The sequence below is a fragment of the Haemophilus sp. HN_Hi16 genome (genome assembly GCF_049823435.1).
Classification (GTDB): domain Bacteria; phylum Pseudomonadota; class Gammaproteobacteria; order Enterobacterales; family Pasteurellaceae; genus Haemophilus; species Haemophilus influenzae_D.
In genome coordinates, this window is sequence record NZ_CP187500.1 from 903,191 (window position 1) to 927,726 (window position 24,536).

The following is a 24,536-nucleotide window of genomic DNA, read 5'->3' on the forward strand; positions in this document are numbered from 1 at the left end:
AAGCCATTATGATCTGTATTTTCGGATTTATTTAACTCAATTATAGGAAAAATTATGTTTGAATGGATTGCGGATCCTGAAGCGTGGATATCACTTGCGACACTTGCGGCTTTAGAGATCGTTTTAGGAGTCGACAATATTATTTTTATTAACATCCTAGTTGGACGTTTACCTGAACGCCAACGCCAGTCTGGTCGTATTCTTGGGCTTGCTTTGGCAATGCTAACAAGAATTTTACTTTTAATGTCACTAGCGTGGATAATGAAACTTACTGCACCGTTATTTACTGTGTTTAATCAAGAAATTTCTGGGCGTGATTTGATTTTATTAATCGGTGGTTTATTCCTGATTATAAAAAGTTCTGGCGAAATTAAAGAGGCGATAAATCATCAAGAACACCATGAATCTGAAAGCAAAAACAAAGTGAGTTATCTTGGCGTATTAATTCAAATTGCTGTGCTAGATATTGTATTTTCTTTAGATTCTGTCATTACAGCGGTGGGTATGGCAAGCCACCTTCCTGTGATGATTTTGGCGATTATGATTGCCGTTGGCGTGATGATGTTTTCAGCAAAACCAATCGGCGATTTCGTAGATACGCATCCAACCTTGAAAATTCTAGCTTTAGCCTTCTTGGTTTTAGTGGGAATTAGTTTAATTGCAGAAAGTTTGGATATTCACATCCCGAAAGGTTATATCTATTTTGCAATGGGATTCTCTGTTGTGGTCGAAATGATCAATATTCGAATGAGAAGATTGATGAAATAAATTAGAAGTGCGGTCGATAAAAATAATGTTTTTTATGACCGCACTTTTTCTTTTACTTATTGAAATACACTTTTTTTAGTGCCATCTCTAAACCGCGAAATTCAGCTAGACCTTTTAACCGACCAATGGCAGAGTAGCCAGGATTGGTTTTTTTACGTAAGTCATCCAACATTTGATGTCCATGATCTGGGCGCATTGGGATTAAACGAGTTTCTCCTAGATTTAATCGACGATATTCTTCATTTAATAAAGCTTTTACTACATTAAATATATCTACGTCTCCCTCTAGATGAGCTGCCTCATGGAAGGTTAGTGGATTACCTTCACGTTGAGTAGAACGTAAATGAGCGAAGTAAATACGATCAGCGAATTGTTCAGTCATTTTTACGAGATCATTATCGGAACGTACGCCATAAGAACCCGTACACATTGTAAAACCATTTGCTGGTAATGGTTGAGTTTCTACAAACCACTGCATATCTTCAATAGTTGAAACTATGCGTGGTAAGCCTAAGATTGGGCGTGGAGGATCGTCTGGATGAATCGCCATTTTGATTCCTACTTCTTGGGCAACAGGTACGATTTCATGTAAAAAATATGCTAAATGTGTTCGGAATTTTTCGGATGAAATATCTTTATAGCGATCTAATTGACTTTGAAATTCATCAAGAGTGTAACCTTCTTCTGCCCCAGGTAAGCCCGCAATAATATTACGCGTTAATTGCGTTATATCTTGCTCTGACATCTTGTCATAATAGGTTCTTGCTGCAACTTGTTCTTCTTGATTATAGGTTTTTTCTGCATCAGGACGTTTTAAAATATGAAGTTCAAATGCGGCAAAAGCGATATGATCAAAGCGCAATGCTTTAGAACCATCTGGTAATTCATAAGCAAGATCGGTTCGAGTCCAGTCTAAAACTGGCATAAAATTGTAGCAAACAGTGTCAATTCCACATTGAGCAAGATTACGAAGAGTTTGTTTGTAGTTATTAATCCATTTTTGATAATTTCCAGTCTGAGTTTTAATCTCTTCATGAACTGGTACACTTTCCACTACTGACCAGCTTAAACCAGCATTTTCTATTTCAGTTTTGCGTTTTTTAATTTCTTCAATACTCCATATTTCACCGTTAGGAATATGGTGAAGTGCAGTGACTATACCAGTTGCGCCTGCTTGACGAATATCAGATAAAGAAACAGGATCTTTTGGTCCATACCAACGCCATGCTTGTTCCATTTTTAACTCCTATAGTTTTCTAACGATCAACAACAATTGGGCTCATATTAAATAGATAACCATCAAAATTAGGATCATCTACATCAGATAATTCAAAAAGTTTTTGCTTAACATTTTCTAAATGTTGCCACATTGCTTTTTTTGCCATTACAGGATCTTTTCTCTGTAGGGCTGTAATAATATTCTCATGATCTTGTAACCAAAGGTGACGATAGCTCTGATTTGGAATATGAAGATGTAAACCTTTCCACATTTGACTATTAGTACGAAGATCCCACAGTGCTTTTTGCATTTGCAAGATAACTTCATTTTGGGTTATTTCTGCTATCGTACGATGAAAATCTTCATCTGCCACATAATCTTCATCACCTTGTTCAAGTGTATTTCGCTCTCTTGCTAGAATGTCTTTTAATTTAGTAATATCTGCTCTTGTCACTTGTAATGCAGCAAATTCAGCCATACTACTTTCTAATAATTGGCGAGCTTGTAAAAGTTCAAAAGGGCCTACATCAACCTTATCTAAAAATTCATCATTACTTGCAGCGCGTTGTGGCAATGCAATCACATACACTCCAGAACCTTTACGTACTTCAACAAGGTTTTCTAATTCAAGCATAATGATGGCTTCTCGAATGACTGTACGACTTACATCAAAATAATCAGCCAAGTCTCTTTCTGCTGGTAGTTTGTCGCCTATTTTATATTGATGATTATTTAGCTGTTGTTTTAACTCATTTCCTATTTTTTTATAGGATCGCAAGTCATCAATGTTCATAAATTTTTCCTAATTTTAATCTAATAAACTCAATTTATAGCCTTGAGTGACCGTTTTTCCATTAATAATTAATTTTCTATTTTCTTTATTAGGAAGGTAGAAACTAATTTCATTATATTTTGGTAAATAATCACCCGATTTTTCTAAAACAAGTTCAATTGTTTGACTAGTGCATTTTAGATAAATATTAAATTTTAAAAATTTACCTTTTAAATAATCGAAACTTTCACCGTCATCATCAAATATAGTAATATTCCTCTCTCCTTGATTAATAAAAGGCATAATTAATAATTGTCTATAATTATCAGATAACGTATTTTTATGACCTTTTTTTGCCATTGGAATAATGCTTCCAGCTTTTAAAAATAAAGGAATTTTTTCTAATGGTGCATCAGCTATGATTCTTTCGCCGCCATTAAACCATTTGTGTGTGTAAAAGTCATACCAACCGACGAAATTTTGTGGTAGATAGACTTCACGTTTTCGTTGATTAGGTTCCACAACAGAAGCAACGAGTAAATCTTCACCTAAAAGATAGTCATCATTTTCTTCAAAAGTATTTTTATCATGTTCGTGATCAAGGAATGTTGGTCGTAGTATTGGTTCATGATCATGATGAGCTTTCCATAATGTGTTATATAAATAAGGCATTAATATATAACGTAATTGGATAGCATCACGAATAATATTGATTATTTGTGGATACATCCAAGGTTCATTAACAGTTTTATCATCATTCCAAGAATGAATAGTGAAACGTGGATGCATTACACCATTTTGTACCCAACGTACAAATAATTCAGGATCCGGTTTATTTCCAGAAAAACCACCTACATCATGCCCAACGTTATAGAGTGCAGAAAGGCTCATACCTAATCCCATTTTGATATTGTAACGTAATGTATTCCAACTGGTACGATTATCTCCAGACCAAGTTTGTACATAACGGTTCATTCCAGGTGAGCCAGAACGTGAAATTAAATAAGGACGTTTATTTGGTGCGTACTCTAATTGAGCCTCATAGGACGCTTTCATCATTAATAATGGTTGTAGTGGGCGCAATAATTTTATTGGCATACCTTCACCGAAATAATGGCATTTTGCGTAGTTGTCCCACACTTCAAATTCATTATTATCATTCCAAGTAGCATCAATGCTGTAATCGAGTAATTGTTGTTTTATATTCTTTTTCCACCAATTCACCGTGGCTATATTGGTAAAGTCTAAATGAGAACCTTCGTCATCCCAGAACATAGATTTTTCAGGATTATCTGATTCAGAATCCTTAATGAATAATCCAAGTTTTTCCACTTCTTGATAACGTGAGTGATCTAGTAATAAACATGGTTTAATGTTTGCAGCTAACTTCATCCCCGCATTATGAAAATATTTTGTCATTTCTTTAGGGGTTGGAATTTTGTCATAATTCCAGTTGAAAACATAACGCTTTCCATTTATAGAGGTATAACCTGAAGAGAGTTGGAATGAATCACAAGGAATATCATGTTCATTACATAAATTGACAAATTTTTTTAGTTGCTCTTGAGCATCAGGCGCATCGGTATAATACATAGTTGAACCACTATAACCTAAGCTCCATTTTGGACCAAAAATAGTACCTCCCGTAAGGCGACAATATTTTTTTGTTACATCAAGTATTTTGGGACCGAGAATAACGTAGTAATCTAGATCTCCATCCTCAGCTTTATAGTTACGATAGTAAGAATGATAATTGTCAATTTCACTACCTAAGGTAAACCAACAAGGTGAAAGGTTATCGTAATATAATCCATAACTTACTTCAGGAGCATGCGTAATATAGAATGGAATGTGTTTATAAAGAGGATCTGTATGTTCAGCATTATAGCCCATTGCATCAATATTACGCATTTCAAAGCGGCGTCCATGGCGATTTAGATTTCCTGTTTTTTCACCGAGTCCATAATAATGTTCTTGAATATCTCGTTGTAAATAATGAGAAATGGTAGTATTTGAAATACCCATCAAATAGGCACCAGTTTTTCGGTCTTTAAATAATGGTTTCCATTTATCACCGTGTTTATATTCCCATTCTAGATAGAGTGGTTGATGAATTGTTACTTTTAAAAGTGCGGTTGAGATTTCAAGCGTTTTTTCTGTTTGCTTTACTTCATAATCAGGGCAGGAAAACCCTTTTAACGACCATTTATCACGACCTTGCCAATCTACATCTGATTGATTTGGTGTAATAGCCCAAGTATGAGGGACTTTAAATTCCTTATTCTTTGTAAATGCCACGCGTAATAAATCATTTTCTAACACGAAAATATGCATTTGGTAACTGTGATCGCAGGCAATATCAATGCGATGATTATGATTTTCTACAAATTGCCAATTTTTAATCGTTTTCATATTATTTTCCTAATGCGTGAATTAATAACCTAATAATATTTGTGGTAACGCTAAGCTTAATGATGGAATGTAAGCTACTAATAAGAGTGTTAAGATTAAAACTGCATAGAGTGGTAGTAGTGGTTTAATAACTTGATTAATTTTCACTCCGCCAACAGAACATCCGATAAATAATGCGCTACCAACAGGTGGTGTACAGATACCGATAGAAAGGTTGAAAGCCATTAATATACCGAAGTGAACAGGATCCATGCCTAATTCAGTCACAATAGGTAAGAAAATTGGTGTGAAGATAAGCAATGCTGGTGTCATATCCATAAATACACCCACAACTAATAAAATGATGTTGATGATTAGAAGTATGATAATTGGGTTATCTGAGAAGTTTAATAATGCATCACTAATAGTGTAAGGAATATCTGCATTTGCCATTGCCCATGACATTCCCATTGATGTACCGATTAATAGTAGCACGATTGCAGTTGTAACAACCGAATCTAAAATGATCTTTGGTAATTCTTTGATGGTCACTTCGCGATAGAACACGACAGCAAGAATTAATGTGTAGACTACAGCGAACGCAGAAGCTTCTGTTGCAGTGAAGATGCCACCAATGATACCTCCCATTATAACGATAATTAAACCAAGGCTTGGTAATGCATCAAGCGTCTTTTTCATCGCTTCTGAGCGAGTTGGTTTTGGTGATATTGGGTATTTTCTTTTTTTCGCAATGATGGCAACAACAATCATGATTGATAAGCCCATCAAAATTCCTGGAATGTAACCTGCAAGGAATAATGCACCAATAGATGTTCCTCCAGAAATTAATGAATAAACGATAAAGGTATTACTTGGCGGAATAAGTAGTCCAGTTGGGCAAGAGGCAATATTTACTGCAGCGGAAAAAGCAGGATCATATCCTTCTTTCTTTTGTAAAGGTGACATAATCCCACCCATTGCTGCTCCTGATGCTACAGCTGAACCTGAGATTGAACCAAACATCATATTTGCGAGTACGTTCACGTGTGCTAGAGATCCAGGTAAGTGACCACCGATGACTTTAGCAAATTCAATTAACCGCATAGCAATACCGCCACGATTCATAATATTGCCCGCTAAGATGAAAAAAGGAATGGCGAGTAGTGAAAAGCTATCTAATCCAGATGCCATTTTTTGCGAAATAACAGTAATAGCAGCATCAAAAGGAATAGAAAGCATAATAGTAAGCAGTGAGGCAATTCCAATTGAAAATGAAATTGGTACACCAATAAAAAGTAGGACAAAGAAACTTGAGCTAAGCACAATAATATTGGACCATTCCATTTTATTCTCCTTGATTATCTGAAAGCGGTGATGATTTAAGATTCAAATGATGAAAGTTATCTATAATATCTCTTAAAAGGTAAATCAGCATAAAGCAACCACTTAAAGGAATTGCGAGGTAAACTAATCCCATTTGGATACCTAAGACAGGTGATATTTGCCCATTGTTTACAGTGTCTATTACCAAGTTGCCTCCCCCATAGCACATAATCATTGTTGCAAAAGCTACGCTGATTAAATTAATTACAAGTTGTAATCGATGTTGAAGGCTGGGTGAGTGTTCGAATTTACTGACTAGAAGATCAATCGCTAGGTGTTTCTTTTGGCCAAGAGCATAAGCTGCGCCCATTAAGCCCACCCAAATAAAGAGAAATCTAGCTATTTCATCTGTATAAGTGCTAGGTGTATTTAATAAATAACGAGATAACACCTGCCAAACTACGCAACACACTAGAAATGAACTTAAAGCTATGCAAATCGTTGATAATGCCCAATTCATAATAGATATAAATTTATTCATCATAGGTTCCTTATGTTATTAACTTAAGTTGGTGAACCAATTTTGTGTGTTTTTTTTATTTTTGACAAGTTTTTTTATTTAAAAATGTGATCTGGATCACCAATTTAAAATAATTGGATTGACCACATTAAATTTGTTGGTCTATTATCTTTATAACATCCGAGCTGTTAGAGGATTAGTCTTTAATTTACTTATTATGGAGATGCGTTATGCAAATTAAAAAACATATGCTTTCTTGTGCTTTAACACTAGCATTATCTGCTGGCGTTGCTTTCTCAGCTTCAGCTAAAACCGTATTAAAATTAAGTCATAACAATGACAAAACTCATCCTGTTCATATTTCAATGCAATATATGGCAGATGAAGTAAAAAAATTAACTAATGGAGAAGTGGTGATCCGCATTTATCCAAATAGCCAATTAGGCAGCCAGCGTGAATCAATGGAACTATTACAAGCCGGTTCACTTGATATGGCAAAATCAAATGCGAGTGAATTGGAAGCATTTGAGCCTTCTTATGGCGCATATAATATCCCGTATCTTTTTCATGATGTGAACCATTACTATCGTGTTTTACTTGATCCTGCGGTAGGGCAAAAAATCCTTGATTCATCAAAAGGAAAGGGGTTCGTTGGTTTAACTTATTATGATGGTGGCGCACGTAGTTTCTATTCTGCTAAACCAATCCAATCTCCTGAAGATTTAAAAGGTATGAAAATTCGTGTTCAACCAAGCCCAACCGCAGTTGAAATGATCAAATTGATGGGCGCAAATCCAACACCATTAGCTTATGGCGAACTCTATACAGCATTGCAACAAAAAGTAGTGGATGGAGCTGAAAATAATGAAACAGCTTTAACATTAGCACGTCATGGTGAAGTAGCGAAATACTTTAGTCGTGATGAACACACAATGATTCCTGATGTGTTAGTAATAGGTCAAAAATCTTGGGACAAATTAACACCAGAGCAACAACAAGCTCTCAAGAAAGCTGCTGATGATTCTATGATGTATCATAAAGATTTATGGCAAAAAATGATTGCTGAAACAACTCAAGAAGCAAAAGATAAATTGGGTGTAACTTTTGTTGAAGTTGATAAAAAACCGTTTATTGATGCAACAAAGGATATGCATGATGCTGCTAAATCAAATCCTTTACTTAAGGAATATATTGAACGTATTGATAGTTTAGCAACCAAATAATTTGCATTGAGAAGGGTAGGCGCTTTCGCATACCCTTTACTTTGGGGCGAATATGAAAAAAATAGCATTTATCGGCGAGTGTATGATTGAACTCAATGGGAAACCCTTTGCGGAAATGTGGCAAAGTTATGGTGGTGATACCTTAAATTCTGCAACTTATCTTAGTCGAGTAAGTTCATCAAAAGAGATTCAAGTTCATTATGTCTCAGCATTAGGAACTGATAATTTAAGTAAACAAATGCTTAAATATTGGCAAGCTGATGGCATCCAAACAAATTGGGTTTTACAGGATGAACAGCATCAACCAGGTCTTTATCTAATCCAATTAGATGCTCAAGGCGAACGAACGTTCCTTTATTGGCGTAATCAATCTGCAGCACATTATATGGTTCAACATCCAGATTTTGCTAAGGTTATTGCAGAACTTCAGCAAGTTGATGTGATTTATTTAAGTGGTATTTCATTAGCAATCTTACCGAAAAATGACCGCACTTTTTTAATTGATCAATTATCTTCTTTAGCTAAAAAAGGCACAGAAATTGTTTTTGATAGTAATTATCGCCCAAAACTTTGGGATTCATTAGAAGAAGCACAAGATTGTTATTTGCAGCTTTTGCCTAGTGTCAATATAGCGTTGGTAACTTTTGATGATGAACAAGCATTATGGAAAGATAAAACATCTAGGGATACTTTAGAACGATTACATAAAATTGGTATACCAAAAGTGATTGTGAAGTGCGGTAAGAATGGTGCTATTTTTTCAGATAGGTATTTATCTCAATATGGGCAAGTGATGACTGAACCTATTTTAAATGTGGTAGATACAACCTCTGCTGGTGATTCTTTTAATGCTGGATTTCTGAACGGTTATTTACGAAATAAATCTCTCGATACTTGTTGTCAGCAAGGCAATCGTATTGCTGGCATCGTCATTCAGCATAAAGGTGCGATTATAGATAAAGTCGCAACTTCTCATCTTCAATCTGAATTTAATTAATGGAGTTTACTATGAATATTGCAGCAAACCATAACTTAGAAAATAAGCTAATTGTAATCACGGGGGCTGGTGGAGTGTTATGTTCATTTCTAGCCAAGCAGTTAGCACATACTAAAGCTAATATTGCCCTGTTAGATTTGAATTTCGAGGCAGCAGACAAAGCAGCAAAAGAAATTAACCAATCAGGTGGAAAAGCAAAAGCTTATAAAACTAATGTGTTAGAACTTGAAAATATTAAAGAAGTGCGTGATCAAATAGCTATTGATTTTGGCACTTGTGATATTTTAATTAATGGTGCTGGTGGGAATAATCCAAAAGCGACAACAGATAATGAGTTCCATCAATTTGATTTAAATGAAACGACGAGAACATTCTTTGATTTAGATAAATCTGGTATAGAATTTGTATTTAATCTCAATTATTTAGGTTCATTATTACCAACTCAAGTTTTTGCAAAAGATATGCTTGGTAAACAAGGGGCAAATATTATTAATATTTCTAGTATGAATGCCGTTACACCACTTACAAAGATACCTGCTTACTCTGGTGCAAAAGCTGCAATCAGTAATTTTACTCAATGGCTTGCTGTATATTTCTCAAAAGTTGGTATTCGTTGTAATGCTATCGCACCAGGGTTTTTAGTTAGTAATCAAAACCGCACTTTATTATTTGATACTGAAGGAAAACCAACAGATAGAGCAAATAAAATTCTAACTAATACACCAATGGGGCGTTTTGGTGAGCCAGAAGAATTGCTCGGCGCATTACTTTTCTTAATAGATGAGCATTATTCTGCTTTTGTCAATGGCGTAGTTTTACCTGTTGATGGCGGTTTTTCTGCGTATAGTGGAGTATAGGGGGATTAAATGAAACAATTTATGGATGAAGATTTTCTTCTTTCAACAGATACAGCAAAAATTCTCTATCATGATTATGCCAAAAATAAACCTATTTTTGATTATCACTGTCATTTAAATCCAAGAGAAGTGGCGGAAAATCGTCAATTTAATGATTTATCTGAAATTTGGCTAGAGGGTGATCATTACAAATGGCGAGCTTTGCGTACAGCTGGAATACCAGAAGAATTGATTACAGGGAAGGCTACTAATTATCAAAAATATTTGGCTTGGGCGAAAACAGTCCCCCTTTGTATTGGTAATCCAATTTATCACTGGACACATTTAGAATTACGCCGTCCTTTTGGTATAACCAATATGTTATTCAATCCGCAAAATGCGGAAAAAATTTGGCATCAATGTAATGAAATGTTGCAACAACCTGAATTTTCTTCGCGAGGCATTATGCAGAAAATGAACGTGAAATTAGTGGGGACAACAGATGATCCCATTGATTCTTTGCAATATCATCAAGCAATCAAGAATGATGAAAGTTTTGATATTGATGTTGTACCAAGTTGGCGACCTGATAAAGTATTTAAAATTGAATTACCGCAATTTAATGATTACCTTGTACAGTTAAGTGAAATTGCAGATGTAGATATTTATACGTTTGCAGATTTACAAAAAGCGTTGTTAAAACGTCTCGAATATTTTGATGCTCAAGGTTGTAAATCTGCTGATCATGGTATGGAAATTGTCCGTTTTTCAGCTATTCCAGATGAATCAGTATTGAATAGTATTTTACAAAAACGTTTGCAAAATCAACCGCTCTTGGAAGAAGAAGTTGCTCAATTTAGTACTGCAGTTTTAGTCTGGTTAGCTTCAGAATATTGTAAACGTAATTGGGTAATGCAGATGCATATTGGTGCAATACGTAACAATAATAGTCGAATGTTTGCTTTACTTGGTGCGGATAGTGGCTTTGATTCCATTGGTGATCGAAGTTATGCTGAGCCCCTCTCTCGTTTGTTAGATGCAATGGATAGGGAAAATCAACTTCCTAAAACTATTTTGTATTGCTTAAATCCTCGAGATAATGAAATGATCGCTAGTATGATCGGAAACTTTCAAGGCGATGGTATTGCAGGCAAAATACAGTTTGGTTCTGGATGGTGGTTTAATGATCAAAAAGACGGAATGGAACGTCAGTTACAACAGCTTTCTCAATTAGGGTTACTCAGTCAATTTGTTGGAATGCTAACTGATTCACGTAGTTTTTTATCTTACACTCGCCATGAGTATTTCCGCCGTATTTTATGTGAAATGATTGGCGGATGGGTTGAAAAAGGTGAAGCTCCAAATGACATTTCATTACTGGGTAAAATGATTGAAGATATTTGTTTCAACAATGCAAAAAATTATTTTAAATAGGGAAAATTATGTCATACACAACTCAACAAATTATTGAAAAACTTCGTGAACTCAAAATTGTGCCTGTAATTGCGTTGGATAATGCAGAAGATATTTTGCCGCTAGCAGATACGTTGGCTAAAAATGGTTTACCTGTGGCAGAGATTACTTTTCGTTCTGAAGCTGCGGCAGATGCAATTCATTTACTGCGTACTTATCGACCCGATTTTTTGATTGCTGCGGGCACAGTTTTAACTGCGGAACAAGTAGTTTTAGCTAAAAGTAGCGGAGCAGATTTTGTTGTTACTCCTGGGTTAAATCCAAAAATTGTGAAATTATGTCAAGATTTGAATTTTCCAATAACACCAGGGGTGAATAATCCTATGGCAATTGAAACTGCATTAGAAATGGGAATTTCAGCGGTAAAATTTTTCCCTGCAGAGGCTTCAGGCGGAGTGAAAATGATTAAAGCATTGCTCGGTCCTTATGCTCAATTACAGATAATGCCGACTGGTGGTATAGGGCTTCATAACATAAGGGATTATCTCGCTATTCCTAATATTGTTGCTTGTGGAGGCTCTTGGTTTGTGGAGAAAAAATTGATTCAATCCAAAAATTGGGATGAAATTGGACGATTAGTCAGAGAAGTGATTGATATTATTAAATAAATTTATGTCTTTAAAGTGCAAAGTGCGGTCTATTTAGAGCGCATTTTTTTCGATTAAGCTTTTTTCAAAAACTCAGATTTCAACATAATTTTGCCGCAATCGACATTATGATCGCCATTTACTAAGCGGATGTTTTTGAATTTTGTACCTTTTTTCAATACTTCTGATGAACCTTTTAATTTTAAATCTTTAATCAAAAGTACATCATCGCCATCTGCAAGCAAATTCCCATTGCTGTCTTTTACAATTAATTGATCGTCATCTGATTCTTGAATTTCATTATTATCCCATTCATTACCGCAATCAGGGCAAGCAAAATTAATTGAATCGTGGTAAACGTATTCACTTTGACATTTTGGGCAATTAGGCATTTGATCCATTGGGTTTTCCTTTTTGATTACATATAATAGGCACGCAAGTATAGCAAAAAAGATGTCTTTCGCCAAAGTGTGAAAGTTTTTGATCAATTTTGAGGAAAATGTATGAAAAAACAAATTCTTGCCTTAGTTTGTGGTGTGATGTTTAGTAGTTCAACTTGGGCACACAATTTGCAATTAGAGCAATCTTTACCATCGGTCAAAGTGAGTGAGTATGGTGAAATTGTACTTTCTGGAAAAGATATAACATTTCAACCTTGGGGTTCTGCGGAATTAGCGGGTAAAGTGCGTGTTGTTCATCATTTAGCGGGTAGAACGGCAGCAAAAGAGAAAAATCAGCCAATGATTGATGCGATAAAAGCATCTCATTTTAATCCTGCAAAATACCAAACAACGACCATTATTAATGCGGATGATGCGATTGTTGGTACAGGTATATTTGTAAAAAATAGTGCGCAAAAAGGCAAACAAGAAAATCCACATAGCCAAGTTGTGCTAGATGATAAAAGTGCGGTGAAAAATGCTTGGGGATTAAATCCTAAAGATAGTGCAATTATTGTGTTAGACAAAACGGGGAAAGTAAAATTTGTGAAAGAAGGAAAATTGTCTGATAGCGATATTCAGACTGTTATTTCACTCGTGAATGGATTAACTAAATAATGTAATACAAAGTAAAAATCCCTAAGCTTTGCGACTTAAGGATTTTTTTAATTCTGATGGCGGAGGAATAGGGATTCGAACCCTAGGAGGGCGTAAACCCTCGCCGGTTTTCAAGACCGGTGCCTTCAACCACTCGACCATTCCTCCGTGATTGATGGGCGTAGTATAATGAATATTTTATTGATGTAAATAGAAATTTGATGATTTAACTTTAGATGATGATAATTTATTCATTTTGATGAAATTAATTCCATTAATACCATTGACTTTTTTATCCCTAGCCCTTACTTTACAGAAGACTTTTTATTTATTTTACAAGGAGCTTTTATGCAATCACGTCTTATTGTGGATGCTCAAAAAGAATCGTTACTCAGCACACATAAAGTGTTGCGTAACACGTATTTTTTATTGGGATTAACCATGGCATTTTCAGCGGTTGTTGCGTTTATTTCAATGAGCTTAAACTTGCCTTATCCAAATATTATTGTGTTACTAGTGGGTTTTTATGGCTTACTTTTCTTAACCAATAAATTAGCTGATCGCCCTGCTGGTATTTTGGCGGCCTTTGCTTTCACTGGATTTATGGGATACACCATCGGGCCAATTTTAAATATGTATGTGGCACGTGGAATGGAAGATTTGATTATGCTTGCATTCGCAGGAACTGCTATCGTGTTTTTTGCGTGTTCCGCTTATGTATTGACTACGAAAAAAGATATGTCATTCTTATCAAGCGCAATGTTCGCATTATTTATTGTGTTATTGCTTGGTATGGTGGCGAGTTTCTTCTTCCAAATTCCTGCTTTATCGGTCGCAATTAGTGCATTATTTGTAGTGTTCTCAACAATGACCATTTTGTATGAAACCAGTAATATTATTCACGGTGGAGAAACAAATTACATTCGAGCAACCGTGAACATCTATGTTTCAATCTACAATTTATTCTTGAGTTTATTAAGATTACTTTCTATCTTTTCAAGTGATGAATAATGATTGAATTTTGACTTTATGACCCCACTATTTAGTGGGGTTATTTTTTGGAATAGGCAATGGAAAAACAAATTTTTGAACATTCAGTTAATGTAGAGGAAGAACAATATCAGCCTAAGCAAGAGTTTCATAATGTGGAAACAAAGTTAGATGAAGCATTAGACGGAGAGTTACTTGATGCTCAGCTTGAACAGGCATTGAAACCAAAATCCAGTTTTGGAAAAACGGTATTAAAATTTACCGCACTTTTATTTGGCTCAGCGACGGTTGCACAATCCGTGCAGTGGATTTGGGATAGCTATCAACAACATCAATGGATTTATCTTGCTTTTGCTTTAGTCAGTTTAATTGTCATTTTATTGGGGATTAAAGAGATTATCGGTGAGTGGAGACGTTTAGTTTATTTAAAAAAACGTGAGCAATTGCAACAACAAAGTCAGCAGATTTGGTTAGAAAGTGCGGTAGAAAATAGCGATGTTTTTTCTGTTCAGAACGTAGAAAAAAGTAAAGTGCTTTGTTTAGAGGTCGCAAAATCTCTAGGTTTAGAAAATGATTCTCCAGCGGTAATTCAATGGCAACACCAATTAAATGAAGCTTATTCCGCGCAAGAAATTACTTATTTATTCAGTCGTAATATTTTGTCTTCTTTTGATGCACAAGCTAAAAAATTGATTAGTAAAATGGCCGCTGAATCGGCTGTGATTGTTGCGATTAGTCCGCTTGCTGTAGTGGATATGTTTTTTATCGCGTGGCGCAATCTTCGATTAATGAATAAAATTGCTGAAATTTATGGGATTGAATTAGGGTATTTTTCACGTATTCGATTGTTAAGAATGGTATTGGTCAATATCGCTTTTGCTGGGGCAGCCGAAGTGGCACAAGATATTGGAATGGATTGGCTTTCTCAAGATGTGACAGCAAAACTTTCTGCGCGTATCGCTCAAGGAATCGGTGTGGGATTGCTTACTGCTAGATTAGGCGTGAAAGCAATGGAGCTTTGTCGCCCATTAGCATTTCAATTAAACGAAAAACCAAAGCTTTCACATATTCAACAGGAATTACTTAGCTCGGTGAAAGATATTGTTCTAGGTAAAAATAAAATTTACAAAAAGGAGCAAGTCTGATGAAAATCGAGGTTGTTTATCAACATAGTGATTTTATTATTATCAACAAGTCTGAGGGTATTAGCGTTCATAAAGATCAAGAAGAACAAGGCTTAACAGAACTTGTTGCAAAACAATTGAATGTGCCTCAAGTATGGTTGGTTCATCGCTTAGATAAAGTGACGTCGGGGCTATTAATTTTGGCACTGAATGCTGAAAGTGCGGCTGAATTTTCTCGACTTTTTTCTGAACATAAAATTCATAAAACGTATTTGGCATTAAGTAACCAAAAGCCTAAAAAGAAACAAGGATTGATCGTCGGGGATATGAAGAAAGCCCGAGACGGTGCATGGAAACTTTGTCAAACTAAAGAAAATCCAGCGATTACGCGTTTTGAAAGTGTAAATTGTGAACCTAATTTACGTTTATTTGTTTTAAAACCTCAAACGGGTAAAACACATCAATTACGTGTTGCCATGAAAAGTTTAGGTAGCCCGATTTTAGGCGATGGGCTTTATGGTAAAAATACTGAAAAAATTGACCGCACTTATTTGCATTCGGTTCAATTGGAATTTGATTATTTGAATGATTTTATTTCGGTCACTTGTTTTCCTATTCAAGGTCAATTTTGGCTTAAGCCTACAGTATTTGAGCAAATTCAGGTTTATCTGACAAAGCCGTTTTTATCAAAATAGAAATCTCTGTATAATAAAGCCAATTTCACTCTTTATTAGGAACAAAAATGAAATTTATCTCTTTTAATATAAATGGTTTACGTGCTAGACCACATCAACTTGAAGCCATTATTGAAAAATATCAGCCAGATGTTATCGGCTTACAGGAAATTAAAGTTGCTGACGAGTCTTTTCCCTATGAAATGACAGAAAACTTAGGTTATCACGTATTTCATCATGGTCAGAAAGGTCATTATGGAGTAGCATTATTGACTAAACAAGAACCTAAAGTGGTTCGTCGTGGTTTTCCAACTGACAATGAAGATGCGCAAAAACGCATTATTATGGCTGATCTGGAAACTGAATTTGGTTTATTGACTGTCATTAATGGCTATTTCCCACAGGGGGAAAGCCGTGCGCATGAGACTAAATTTCCAGCTAAAGAGAAATTTTATGCAGATCTTCAACAGTATTTAGAAAAAGAACACGACAAATCTAATCCGATTTTAATTATGGGCGATATGAATATTAGTCCAAGTGATTTAGATATTGGTATCGGAGATGAAAATCGTAAACGTTGGTTACGCACAGGTAAATGTTCTTTCTTACCTGAAGAAAGAGCGTGGTATCAACGTTTGTATGATTATGGATTAGAAGATAGTTTTCGTAAGCTGAATCCAACAGCAAATGATAAATTCTCGTGGTTTGATTACCGTTCTAAAGGTTTTGATGATAATCGAGGTTTACGAATTGATCATATTTTGGTAAGCCAAAAATTAGCTGAACGATGTGTCGATGTGGGCATTGCATTAGATATTCGAGTAATGGAAAAACCGTCTGATCACGCACCGATTTGGGCTGAATTTAAATAGGAAAGCGAAATGGATATGGCAAATTGGCAGAATTATCGTTCTACTGTGAATGGTATGCCTGCCGTGTTTACCGCAAATATTGAAGATGTTGAAAAATATCACGGTAAAGGTCTCGATAAAATAGTGCAGTTTACTATTGATTATCAGGCTGATGATGAAACGGGTTTACCCTCAGAAGTTGAATACGATAAGTTAATTAACCGTGTATTTAAAATTTTGACACAACTAACCGCACTTCCAAATGTATTTTTTGCGGGGCATTTTATTTGTAATTCTCAAATAAAAATACATTTTTATTGTAAGCACGAAAATCTTATTGTAGAAACTTTACAACAAATTGATTTTGTTAAAGATATTAATGTGCAAAAGGATTTAATTTGGGATACTTATTTTGACTTTTTGCTCGCTTCTCCATTGGAGATTAAGTTAAATGCAACGGAAGAATTGCTTGATTTATTAAAAAGTAAAGGTCGTAATTTAAGTGATACCTATTTAGTAGAGCATAGTTTTCATTTTGATGAAGAGCAGAAAATGTTCCCTTTTATGGATGAGCTTAGTTTAGGGGATTATTCTTTCACGACATTACAATATTCTGCACAAGCGATTCAGTTTAATGAAGATGACGAACCTTATTTCTTGGTAAAATTAGAGCAAGAAATTTCATTAGAAAATAGCGAAATTTTTGAACAAGTAGAACGTTTTGAAAAATTGGCTGAACAATTTTCGGGAGAGTATATCGGTTGGGAATGTGATTCTTTACTAGATAGCAATAAGCCATTGAATTAGGTGTTTGAAACATTCATAAATCATAAAAAAGAGAGAGTTACCTCTCTTTTTTAATGTAATTTAACTTTTCTGCGTATTTTACGCATTAATAAAAATACCCACGGCCATAGTAAACCAGAAGCGAATGCGCCCAAGATGGCTTGCCAGTGAAAAAAGGCAGTATGGAGTGAAAATTCAACTAAGAAAATAAGTAATCTTATAATGAAGACGAAAAGTACAACCAATAAACTTTGGAACCAAAGTGATAAATTTCGCAGAATTAAATAGTTTTTGGCAATGATGTACATACTCGTAGAAAGTACGAGAGCGTGAACGCCTAATGTAGAGCCTAATATTAAATCCCAAGTTAATCCGAGTAAAAATGACCAGCCTATACTTACTTTATTGGGAATAGCTAATACCCAATAAAGTAATACAAGTACAAGCCACGCAGGCTTTAGCATTTGGAAACCAACTGGCCAAGGTGCAAGTTCTAATACAAAGGCAATAACAAAGAAGCTTAAAATAGTGAACCATTGTAAAATAAATCGTGTTTGCATTAGTCTTCTATCCTTTCTTCTTGCTGTTCTATGGGAAGATCTTCTTCATTTTGAAGAAAATCTGTTGGAATATCTGGTTCAATAATGGTTTTTTCTTCATTTTCTGGAAAGTCTTTTTCTGTTAAGGGTGTTTTTTTCACTCTATAATTTGCTTCATTAGCTTGGCTTTCTAAACGTTTTTGCACCAGATTGCGAACTTCTTCTGGCGATATTGATTTTACTTTTGATATATCTAGGTTACTTGGCCAAAGTAAAAGTACATAACGTAAACGTTCTAATAAAGCTAAAGGTTTAGCTTTAACTATTGCAAAGTAATTAGAGCTATCACGCGAAACGCTTTGTACAACAGCTACGGGATAGCCTTCAAGAAAACGTCCACCAAGCCCAGAGGTTACGAGAAGATCGCCTTTTTCTATATCAACGGAACGAGGCACGTTATCGAGGCTTAGTTCATCGGTATGCCCAGTCCCACTCGCAATAACACGAACATCATTGCGTAGAACTTGCACTGGAATTGAGTGTGTTACGTCTGTGAGTAGCAGTACTCGGCTAGTATTTTCGCCCACGGAAATAATTTGTCCAATGACGCCTTTTTCATCAATGACAGGCTGACCTACATAAGCACCGTCTTTTTTGCCTTGATTAATAACAATTTGTTGGCGATAAATATCTGTTTCTGCAGTAAGAACTTCGGCAATTTTTTTGTATTCATCGGTTCTTAACGGAGAATTTAATAAAAGACGTAATCGCTGATTTTCAACTTTGAGTTGATCAAGTAAAAGTAAATCTGCATTTTTTTCCAAAAGCTGTTGGCGTAGTACTTTGTTTTCAATTTGTAATTTATTGGTATCAACAAGATTTTCTGAAATGCCATCTAAGATACTTCTAGGGCTATTTGCAAGATAATATAAACCGCCTATTGCCGTTTCCATTGCACTACGTGCTTTCGTTATTGAGCTATTACGTCCATCAGCTAAAATTAAGGCAATAGATGCAAAGATAGCGATAAGCAGACGAATACCTAGGGGAGGGGCTTTGCCGAAAATGGGTTTCATTAAACTTTCTCTTGTTGAATGACAAAAGTGAAAGGAAAAGTGCGGTTATTTTTAACCGCACTTTTTGTTCATATTCTAATTAAATTTCATCACTAAAAATATCGCCGCCGTGCATATCGATCATTTCTAATGCTTCGCCACCACCACGAGCAACACAGGTTAATGGATCTTCTGCGATGATAACAGGGACACCAGATTCTTTAGAAAGTAAAATATCAATATTACGTAATAAAGCACCGCCACCAGTTAATACCATACCACGTTCGAAAATGTCTGCCGCGTGTTCTGGTTGGCATTCTTCAAGTGCGGTTCGAACCGCTGCTATAATACCGTTTAATGGTTGTTGAATGGCTTCTAGGACATCACGTGATGTTAAAGTAAATGAACGTGGCGCCCCTTCGGCTAAATTATGTCCGTGTACTTCCATTTCTTTAATTTCGTCACCTTCTTGAATATAAGCAGAACCAATTTCTTGTTTGATGCGTTCGGCGGTAGGTTCCCCGATAACCGAGCCAAAAGTGCGGCGAACATAAGAAATAATCGCCTCGTCGAAACGGTCACCACCGATACGCACGGAAGAAGAATATACGATACCATTTAAGGAAATTACAGCCACTTCTGTCGTACCGCCACCGATATCAATTACCATAGAACCAACTGCAGTAGAAACGGGTAATTTAGCCCCAATTGCAGCTGCCATTGGTTCTTCAATTAAATATACTTCACGCGCACCAGCACCGATTGCTGATTCTTTAATTGCGCGGCGTTCTACTTGTGTTGCACCAGCTGGCACACATACTAATACACGTGGGCTTGGACGCATAAAATTACCGCTATGAACTTGTTTGATAAAGTATTGCAACATTTTTTCTGTCACAAAAAAGTCTGCAATAACGCCATCTTTCATCGGACGAATTGCTACAATACTTTTGGGAGTACGACCTAACATTAATTTAGCTTCTTTACCCACAGCTGCAATGCTTTTTAATGTGCCTACGCGATCTTGACGAATCGCAACAACAGAGGGTTCATCAAGTACAATACCTTGTCTTTTGACATAAATTAAAGTATTAGCTGTGCCTAAATCAATAGAAAGATCGTTTGAAAACAACCCACGAATTTTTTTAAATAACATAATTATACCGTTTAAAATGAAAGTTAGTTTTGTTTGACAAAAAGTAGAAAATGACTTTGTCAAACATACAAAAAATTGCGCTAAATGTATCAAAAAAAGCGTTGCGATTACAGTGTTTTTTAGCGTTTTTTATAGCACTTGCCATTGCCCTTTGTCTTGCAGAATTAACTGTTGTTGATGTAAGGTTTTAAGGGTTGAACGGTGTCCCACACTGATGATTGTCGTTTGTGGTAGTTCTTGTTGTAACAATTGATACATCGAAAATTCTAAACCTTCATCCATACTAGCTGTGGCTTCATCTAAAAATGCCACCGCTGGTTTGTGTAGAATTAATCGTGCAAACGCCAAACGCTGTTGTTCGCCAAGAGAAAGAATACGTGTCCAGTCTTGTTCTTTTTCTAATTGTTCAGCCAAATGTCCTAGTTGTACTTTATTTAATATTTCTACAGCTTGTGTATGTGAAATATTGTCAGCGTTATTTGGATAAGCTAATGCTGACATTAAATTTCCTTGTGGCACATAGGGCTTTTGTGACAAGAAAAGCTGATTTTGCGTAGGGCAATTTATTTCTCCCTCGGCATAGCTCCAAAGCCCCGCAATGGTGCGTAAAAGCGTGGTTTTTCCTGCCCCAGATTTTCCTTGAATAAGCAAACTTGTTCCTTGCGGTAAGGTAATGTTTAGATGTTTAATTAGTGTATGACCTAATGGATTTTGAATACTTAAATTTTTGAAAATCACATCTGTTGGATGATTGTGGATCTGTGTTTGTGATTTATTATTTGCTTTTTCAATGGCATAACAGAACCCAGTTAAACGATCTAGCGTTGCTTTATAGCTTGCAAAATTATCATAAGTACTGCGGAAGAATGAAAGATTTGCGTGTAACTGACCAAATACTTGCAAGGTTTGCATTAGATCGCCTAGTTTTATTTGCTTTTCAAAGTAACGTCCAACTTGAATTAACAATGGAAAAACAACAGAAATTTGGCTTACGACTAGGTTAAATCCTGAAAATTTTAGTGTTCTAAATATAATGACCCACATATTGTGAATGACGGCGTTGAACTGCTGATAAAGCTGATTTTTTTCGACTTTTTCGCCCGCATAAAAAGCAATGCTTTCAGCATATTCTTTAATGCGAATTAAAGAATAACGATAGTTTGCGTTTAGGCGTTCATTAATAAAATTCAATGAGATTAATGGGCGACCGAGCCAGAATGCGATGAGGGTTGTGAAAATGACATAACCAAACACTAAAAATACCATCATATGCGGAATTTCTACACCAAGTACTATCATTGGACCGGCTAATCCCCATAACAAAATCGTGTAAGAGATCATCGAGGTGACCGCATCAATGACGCCAGTGCTTAAAGAAAGCGTGGTTTTTACATAAGATTGCACATCTTGTTGAATACGTTGATCGGGGTTATCTAGGTTTTCTGATAAATACTGTGTTTTGTAATAGGCACGATGTGCCATCCATTTATCAACAAGCTGTTCGTTAAGCCATTCAATCCAGTTGATGACGAAACGTTGCTCTAAATAATAGCTTACTAATGCTGCTGAAACAGAACTTGCGGCAATGCCACAGAATAAGCCCATTTGTTGCCAAAATACATGTTCATTAAATTCTTGCAATGATGTGTACATATTTTTGTACCACTCAGAATGTACAAGGCTGATACGTACGCTAAGTAGCGTCATTGCAACAATGAGAAGAAAGAATAAGATAGGTTTTATACTACGTTTAGGCGAAAGATAACCACCTGCAAACATCCAAAATTGTCTTCCCCATTGAGTAAAACGCACCAAAAGAAAAATGCCAAAACTAAAGACGACTGAGGTGATGGCTAGCGTTTGTAAAATCCAAATAAGAGAAGTAATGGCTTCTTGGCTGTAATCCATAAATATTCCATCCGAGCTAAAAGTGCGGTGAAAAATAACCGCACTTTTTGTAAAAGGGTCAAAATTTTCGGTATTGTAGAGTCTATGCTCAATTTCGCAAGAAAAAATGTGACGAATGTAGCATTTTTTGAGTTTGGTTAAGGTTTTCAAAAAGTAACTTGGATATAATCCAAAGGAGTTAAATTTCATTTCTAAGGGGTCAATATGAGTGATATTGCGATCACTATTAGCCTTCTTGCCCTCGTCGCCGTAATCGGCTTATGGATCGGGCATTGGAAGATCCGCGGGGTTGGGCTTGGCATTGGTGGCGTGCTGTTTGGCGGCATTATTGTTGCCCATTTCACTAATCAATATGGCTTGAAACTGGATGCGCATACGCTGCATTTTGTGCAAGAATTTGGTTTAATTTTATTTGTTTATACTATTGGTATTCAGGTTGGGCCGGGCTTTTTTTCTTCTTTACGAAAATCTGGTTTAAAGCTAAATGCCTTTGCCATTTTGATTATTGTGCTGGGTTCAATTGCCGTGGTTCTTGTACGTAAAATTGCGGATGTTCCACTTGATATTGCCTTAGGTATTTATTCTGGTGCTGTTACTAATACGCCTGCGTTGGGGGCTGGACAACAAATTTTAGCAGAATTAGGTGTGCCGCAAACCACTGTAACTATGGGGATGTCTTATGCAATGGCTTATCCATTCGGTATTTGCGGTATTTTGCTTGCAATGTGGTTAATCCGCTTATTTTTTAAAGTCAAAGTGGACGATGAAGCGGCACGTTTTAATGCGGAGAGCAGTCAAGATAAAGAAAGTTTACATAATATTTCTTTAAAAGTGACGAACCAAAATTTAGATGGTCTGACGTTAATTCAAATTCCTGGATTTAGTGATGAAGAAGTCGTATGTTCACGTTTAAAACGCGATGATATGGAAATTGTTCCAAAGGCAAGTACTGAAATTCGTATCAACGATATTTTACAATTAGTGGGCGATGATAATTCGCTTGCTAAAATGCGTTTAATTATCGGACACGAAGTTGATGCACCAACCGTTGCCTATAGTGGCGAAATTCGTTCTGAGCGTGTGGTGGTAACGAATGAAAAAGTATTAGGCAAAAAGATCCGTGCCTTAGGCATTCATCAAAAATATGGGGTTGTGATTTCACGTTTAAATCGTGCAGGGATTGAGTTAGTTCCAACGGGAAATACCACACTGCAATTTGGCGATGTGCTACATATGGTCGGACGCAGTGATGTACTAAATCAGGCTATTTCAGTCATTGGTAATGCACAACAAAAATTGCTTCAAGTGCAAATGTTACCTGTGTTTATCGGCATTGGTTTAGGAGTACTCGTTGGTTCGATTCCATTCTATATTCCAGGTTTCCCTGTTGCGTTAAAATTAGGGCTTGCTGGCGGGCCATTGGTGGTTGCGTTGATCTTAGCGAGAATTGGCACGATTGGTAAACTTTACTGGTTTATGCCGCCTAGTGCTAACTTGGCGTTACGCGAAATTGGGATTGTTCTTTTCTTGGCTGTGGTCGGTTTAAAATCAGGCGGAAGTTTCTTTGATACCTTGTTGAATGGCTCTGGTCTTGAATGGATGGGATACGGTATTTTTATCACCTTTATTCCATTAATGATTACCGGTATTTTGGCTCGTCTATATGGCAAACTGAATTACCTTACAATCTGTGGTTTACTTGCAGGTTCAATGACGGATCCTCCCGCTTTAGCATTTGCTAATGAAATTAAAGAAGATAACGGTGCTGCAGCACTTTCTTATGCCACTGTGTATCCGTTAGTGATGTTCTTGCGAATAATGTCGCCGCAGTTATTAGCTGTGTTATTGTGGGCGGCATAGCCAAAATAAGTTCAATTTATACAAACAAAAGCGCGGTTAATTTCGCGCTTATTTTTTGTGTGGATTTTGCGCAAGAGGGTATTCAATGATAGAATTCCGCACTTTTATTGCGAAGTGAGAACAAAATGGCGTTAGTTGAATTTTTGATGGAAACCTTAGAAGGGTTAAAGGGAACAGATATTGTACATTTTGATGTACGTGGAAAATCATCGATTACGGATAATATGATTATTTGCACGGGTACATCGAGCCGCCAAGTTTCTGCAATGGCAGATAATTTAATCACAGAATGTAAAAAAGCAGGTTTTGAAACCTTTGGCGAAGAAGGTAAAAATACTGCAGATTGGATTGTGGTGGATCTTGGTCAAGCTATCGTACATATTATGCAACGTGACGCCCGTGAAATGTATCAATTAGAGAAACTTTGGGCGTAAATATTAGTAAAGT

Annotated in this window: 24 protein-coding genes and 1 tRNA gene; 14 read left to right on the forward strand and 11 right to left on the reverse strand. The window is 36.1% G+C overall.

Annotated elements, in window-relative coordinates; translation table 11 throughout:
• Window positions 1–54 precede the first annotated feature (54 nt).
• Window positions 55–768, forward strand: a complete 714-nt coding sequence (locus tag ACPT9C_RS04495) for a TerC family protein (protein ID WP_050949304.1) — start codon at window positions 55–57, stop codon at window positions 766–768.
• A 52-nt stretch (window positions 769–820) separates the two neighbouring features.
• On the opposite strand, the gene uxuA is transcribed toward ACPT9C_RS04495, so the two are convergent.
• Genes uxuA through ACPT9C_RS04520 form a run of 5 tightly spaced genes read right to left on the reverse strand, consistent with a single transcriptional unit; the run spans window position 821 to window position 7,014 of the window.
• Entirely contained in the window at window positions 821–2,005 is a 1,185-nt protein-coding gene (gene uxuA / locus ACPT9C_RS04500; RefSeq protein WP_118879892.1) for a mannonate dehydratase, read from the reverse strand.
• Window positions 2,006–2,024: 19 nt separating this feature from the next.
• Window positions 2,025–2,780 (reverse strand): FCD domain-containing protein, encoded by a 756-nt coding sequence (locus tag ACPT9C_RS04505; RefSeq protein ID WP_005652574.1) that lies wholly within the window; start codon window positions 2,778–2,780, stop codon window positions 2,025–2,027.
• A 15-nt stretch (window positions 2,781–2,795) separates the two neighbouring features.
• Entirely contained in the window at window positions 2,796–5,171 is a 2,376-nt protein-coding gene (locus tag ACPT9C_RS04510; RefSeq protein WP_050949306.1) for a glycoside hydrolase family 31 protein, read from the reverse strand.
• A 21-nt stretch (window positions 5,172–5,192) separates the two neighbouring features.
• Window positions 5,193–6,494: a TRAP transporter large permease gene (locus ACPT9C_RS04515; protein WP_050848848.1), complete on the reverse strand. Its 1,302-nt coding sequence runs from the start codon at window positions 6,492–6,494 to the stop codon at window positions 5,193–5,195.
• A gap of 1 nt (window position 6,495) precedes the next feature.
• Window positions 6,496–7,014, reverse strand: coding sequence for a TRAP transporter small permease (locus ACPT9C_RS04520; protein WP_005652578.1), 519 nt, complete (start codon window positions 7,012–7,014; stop codon window positions 6,496–6,498).
• A gap of 209 nt (window positions 7,015–7,223) precedes the next feature.
• Between ACPT9C_RS04520 and ACPT9C_RS04525 the strand changes: the two genes are divergently transcribed.
• The 5 genes from ACPT9C_RS04525 to ACPT9C_RS04545 are packed head-to-tail and all read left to right on the forward strand — an operon-like array spanning window position 7,224 to window position 12,130.
• The gene (locus ACPT9C_RS04525) at window positions 7,224–8,216 is read left to right on the forward strand and encodes a TRAP transporter substrate-binding protein (protein ID WP_005652579.1); all 993 of its coding nucleotides are present in this window, start codon (window positions 7,224–7,226) and stop codon (window positions 8,214–8,216) included.
• Between the two features lie 52 nt (window positions 8,217–8,268).
• Window positions 8,269–9,213 carry a sugar kinase gene (locus ACPT9C_RS04530; protein WP_050949307.1) on the forward strand — a complete coding sequence of 315 codons (945 nt, stop codon included), beginning with the start codon at window positions 8,269–8,271 and terminating at the stop codon, window positions 9,211–9,213.
• An 11-nt stretch (window positions 9,214–9,224) separates the two neighbouring features.
• Entirely contained in the window at window positions 9,225–10,070 is an 846-nt protein-coding gene (locus ACPT9C_RS04535) for an SDR family oxidoreductase (RefSeq protein ID WP_050949308.1), read from the forward strand.
• A gap of 9 nt (window positions 10,071–10,079) precedes the next feature.
• A complete protein-coding gene (uxaC, locus tag ACPT9C_RS04540) occupies window positions 10,080–11,483 on the forward strand; it encodes a glucuronate isomerase (RefSeq protein ID WP_050949309.1) in 1,404 nt (467 codons plus the stop codon).
• Between the two features lie 8 nt (window positions 11,484–11,491).
• Window positions 11,492–12,130, forward strand: coding sequence for a bifunctional 4-hydroxy-2-oxoglutarate aldolase/2-dehydro-3-deoxy-phosphogluconate aldolase (locus ACPT9C_RS04545; protein ID WP_021035528.1), 639 nt, complete (start codon window positions 11,492–11,494; stop codon window positions 12,128–12,130).
• Window positions 12,131–12,183: 53 nt separating this feature from the next.
• Here ACPT9C_RS04545 and ACPT9C_RS04550 read toward each other — a convergent pair whose 3' ends face one another.
• Window positions 12,184–12,510 (reverse strand): zinc ribbon domain-containing protein YjdM, encoded by a 327-nt coding sequence (locus ACPT9C_RS04550; RefSeq protein WP_050949310.1) that lies wholly within the window; start codon window positions 12,508–12,510, stop codon window positions 12,184–12,186.
• 102 nt (window positions 12,511–12,612) lie between these two features.
• Here ACPT9C_RS04550 and ACPT9C_RS04555 point away from each other — a divergent pair, with 102 nt between their 5' ends.
• Complete coding sequence (locus tag ACPT9C_RS04555) at window positions 12,613–13,167, forward strand: YtfJ family protein (RefSeq protein ID WP_050949311.1); 555 nt, start codon at window positions 12,613–12,615, stop codon at window positions 13,165–13,167.
• Between the two features lie 57 nt (window positions 13,168–13,224).
• Here ACPT9C_RS04555 and ACPT9C_RS04560 read toward each other — a convergent pair.
• A tRNA-Ser gene (locus ACPT9C_RS04560) sits at window positions 13,225–13,314 on the reverse strand.
• Window positions 13,315–13,494: 180 nt separating this feature from the next.
• Between ACPT9C_RS04560 and ACPT9C_RS04565 the strand changes: the two genes are divergently transcribed.
• The 5 genes from ACPT9C_RS04565 to ACPT9C_RS04585 are packed head-to-tail and all read left to right on the forward strand — an operon-like array spanning window position 13,495 to window position 17,592.
• Complete coding sequence (locus ACPT9C_RS04565) at window positions 13,495–14,157, forward strand: Bax inhibitor-1/YccA family membrane protein (protein WP_005649826.1); 663 nt, start codon at window positions 13,495–13,497, stop codon at window positions 14,155–14,157.
• Window positions 14,158–14,216: 59 nt separating this feature from the next.
• Window positions 14,217–15,281, forward strand: coding sequence for a YcjF family protein (locus ACPT9C_RS04570; RefSeq protein ID WP_050949312.1), 1,065 nt, complete (start codon window positions 14,217–14,219; stop codon window positions 15,279–15,281).
• Window positions 15,281–15,955 (forward strand): TIGR01621 family pseudouridine synthase, encoded by a 675-nt coding sequence (locus tag ACPT9C_RS04575; RefSeq protein ID WP_423717094.1) that lies wholly within the window; start codon window positions 15,281–15,283, stop codon window positions 15,953–15,955. Before ACPT9C_RS04570 ends, ACPT9C_RS04575 begins: the two co-directional genes overlap by 1 nt.
• Before the next feature lie 47 nt (window positions 15,956–16,002).
• On the forward strand, window positions 16,003–16,806 hold the full coding sequence (gene xthA / locus ACPT9C_RS04580; RefSeq protein ID WP_048955129.1) for an exodeoxyribonuclease III: 804 nt from the start codon (window positions 16,003–16,005) through the stop codon (window positions 16,804–16,806).
• Between the two features lie 9 nt (window positions 16,807–16,815).
• The gene (locus ACPT9C_RS04585) at window positions 16,816–17,592 is read left to right on the forward strand and encodes a TIGR01619 family protein (protein ID WP_005657798.1); all 777 of its coding nucleotides are present in this window, start codon (window positions 16,816–16,818) and stop codon (window positions 17,590–17,592) included.
• 50 nt (window positions 17,593–17,642) lie between these two features.
• Here the strand turns inward: ACPT9C_RS04585 and mreD are convergent, their stop codons facing one another.
• From mreD to ACPT9C_RS04605, 4 genes are all read right to left on the reverse strand, one after another.
• A complete protein-coding gene (gene mreD, locus ACPT9C_RS04590; protein ID WP_005657800.1) occupies window positions 17,643–18,131 on the reverse strand; it encodes a rod shape-determining protein MreD in 489 nt (162 codons plus the stop codon).
• Entirely contained in the window at window positions 18,131–19,186 is a 1,056-nt protein-coding gene (mreC, locus tag ACPT9C_RS04595; protein ID WP_048954472.1) for a rod shape-determining protein MreC, read from the reverse strand. The genes mreD and mreC overlap by 1 nt, the downstream gene beginning before the upstream one ends.
• Window positions 19,187–19,265: 79 nt before the next feature.
• Window positions 19,266–20,321 carry a rod shape-determining protein gene (locus tag ACPT9C_RS04600; protein ID WP_044331508.1) on the reverse strand — a complete coding sequence of 352 codons (1,056 nt, stop codon included), beginning with the start codon at window positions 20,319–20,321 and terminating at the stop codon, window positions 19,266–19,268.
• Between the two features lie 129 nt (window positions 20,322–20,450).
• Window positions 20,451–22,229, reverse strand: coding sequence for an ABC transporter ATP-binding protein/permease (locus ACPT9C_RS04605; protein WP_423717090.1), 1,779 nt, complete (start codon window positions 22,227–22,229; stop codon window positions 20,451–20,453).
• Window positions 22,230–22,433: 204 nt separating this feature from the next.
• On the opposite strand from ACPT9C_RS04605, the gene ACPT9C_RS04610 reads away from it, so the two are divergent.
• Window positions 22,434–24,089: a putative transporter gene (locus ACPT9C_RS04610; RefSeq protein ID WP_050848840.1), complete on the forward strand. Its 1,656-nt coding sequence runs from the start codon at window positions 22,434–22,436 to the stop codon at window positions 24,087–24,089.
• Between the two features lie 125 nt (window positions 24,090–24,214).
• On the forward strand, window positions 24,215–24,523 hold the full coding sequence (rsfS, locus tag ACPT9C_RS04615; protein WP_014326528.1) for a ribosome silencing factor: 309 nt from the start codon (window positions 24,215–24,217) through the stop codon (window positions 24,521–24,523).
• Window positions 24,524–24,536 lie beyond the last annotated feature (13 nt).

What these genes read in the sequence shown, in the direction of transcription:
- ACPT9C_RS04515 (WP_050848848.1), bottom strand. Translation starts at nt 6,494, where the DNA reads ATGGAATGGTCCAATATTATTGTGCTTAGCTCAAGTTTCTTTGTCCTA.
- ACPT9C_RS04605 (WP_423717090.1), bottom strand. Translation starts at nt 22,229, where the DNA reads ATGGATTACAGCCAAGAAGCCATTACTTCTCTTATTTGGATTTTACAA.
- ACPT9C_RS04505 (WP_005652574.1), bottom strand. Translation starts at nt 2,780, where the DNA reads ATGAACATTGATGACTTGCGATCCTATAAAAAAATAGGAAATGAGTTA.
- uxaC (WP_050949309.1), top strand. Translation starts at nt 10,080, where the DNA reads ATGAAACAATTTATGGATGAAGATTTTCTTCTTTCAACAGATACAGCA.
- mreD (WP_005657800.1), bottom strand. Translation starts at nt 18,131, where the DNA reads ATGCAAACACGATTTATTTTACAATGGTTCACTATTTTAAGCTTCTTT.
- ACPT9C_RS04570 (WP_050949312.1), top strand. Translation starts at nt 14,217, where the DNA reads ATGGAAAAACAAATTTTTGAACATTCAGTTAATGTAGAGGAAGAACAA.
- ACPT9C_RS04525 (WP_005652579.1), top strand. Translation starts at nt 7,224, where the DNA reads ATGCAAATTAAAAAACATATGCTTTCTTGTGCTTTAACACTAGCATTA.
- ACPT9C_RS04575 (WP_423717094.1), top strand. Translation starts at nt 15,281, where the DNA reads ATGAAAATCGAGGTTGTTTATCAACATAGTGATTTTATTATTATCAAC.
- ACPT9C_RS04510 (WP_050949306.1), bottom strand. Translation starts at nt 5,171, where the DNA reads ATGAAAACGATTAAAAATTGGCAATTTGTAGAAAATCATAATCATCGC.
- rsfS (WP_014326528.1), top strand. Translation starts at nt 24,215, where the DNA reads ATGGCGTTAGTTGAATTTTTGATGGAAACCTTAGAAGGGTTAAAGGGA.
- ACPT9C_RS04550 (WP_050949310.1), bottom strand. Translation starts at nt 12,510, where the DNA reads ATGGATCAAATGCCTAATTGCCCAAAATGTCAAAGTGAATACGTTTAC.
- ACPT9C_RS04600 (WP_044331508.1), bottom strand. Translation starts at nt 20,321, where the DNA reads ATGTTATTTAAAAAAATTCGTGGGTTGTTTTCAAACGATCTTTCTATT.
- ACPT9C_RS04495 (WP_050949304.1), top strand. Translation starts at nt 55, where the DNA reads ATGTTTGAATGGATTGCGGATCCTGAAGCGTGGATATCACTTGCGACA.
- xthA (WP_048955129.1), top strand. Translation starts at nt 16,003, where the DNA reads ATGAAATTTATCTCTTTTAATATAAATGGTTTACGTGCTAGACCACAT.
- ACPT9C_RS04530 (WP_050949307.1), top strand. Translation starts at nt 8,269, where the DNA reads ATGAAAAAAATAGCATTTATCGGCGAGTGTATGATTGAACTCAATGGG.
- ACPT9C_RS04535 (WP_050949308.1), top strand. Translation starts at nt 9,225, where the DNA reads ATGAATATTGCAGCAAACCATAACTTAGAAAATAAGCTAATTGTAATC.
- ACPT9C_RS04520 (WP_005652578.1), bottom strand. Translation starts at nt 7,014, where the DNA reads ATGAATAAATTTATATCTATTATGAATTGGGCATTATCAACGATTTGC.
- uxuA (WP_118879892.1), bottom strand. Translation starts at nt 2,005, where the DNA reads ATGGAACAAGCATGGCGTTGGTATGGACCAAAAGATCCTGTTTCTTTA.
- ACPT9C_RS04610 (WP_050848840.1), top strand. Translation starts at nt 22,434, where the DNA reads ATGAGTGATATTGCGATCACTATTAGCCTTCTTGCCCTCGTCGCCGTA.
- ACPT9C_RS04545 (WP_021035528.1), top strand. Translation starts at nt 11,492, where the DNA reads ATGTCATACACAACTCAACAAATTATTGAAAAACTTCGTGAACTCAAA.
- mreC (WP_048954472.1), bottom strand. Translation starts at nt 19,186, where the DNA reads ATGAAACCCATTTTCGGCAAAGCCCCTCCCCTAGGTATTCGTCTGCTT.
- ACPT9C_RS04555 (WP_050949311.1), top strand. Translation starts at nt 12,613, where the DNA reads ATGAAAAAACAAATTCTTGCCTTAGTTTGTGGTGTGATGTTTAGTAGT.
- ACPT9C_RS04565 (WP_005649826.1), top strand. Translation starts at nt 13,495, where the DNA reads ATGCAATCACGTCTTATTGTGGATGCTCAAAAAGAATCGTTACTCAGC.
- ACPT9C_RS04585 (WP_005657798.1), top strand. Translation starts at nt 16,816, where the DNA reads ATGGATATGGCAAATTGGCAGAATTATCGTTCTACTGTGAATGGTATG.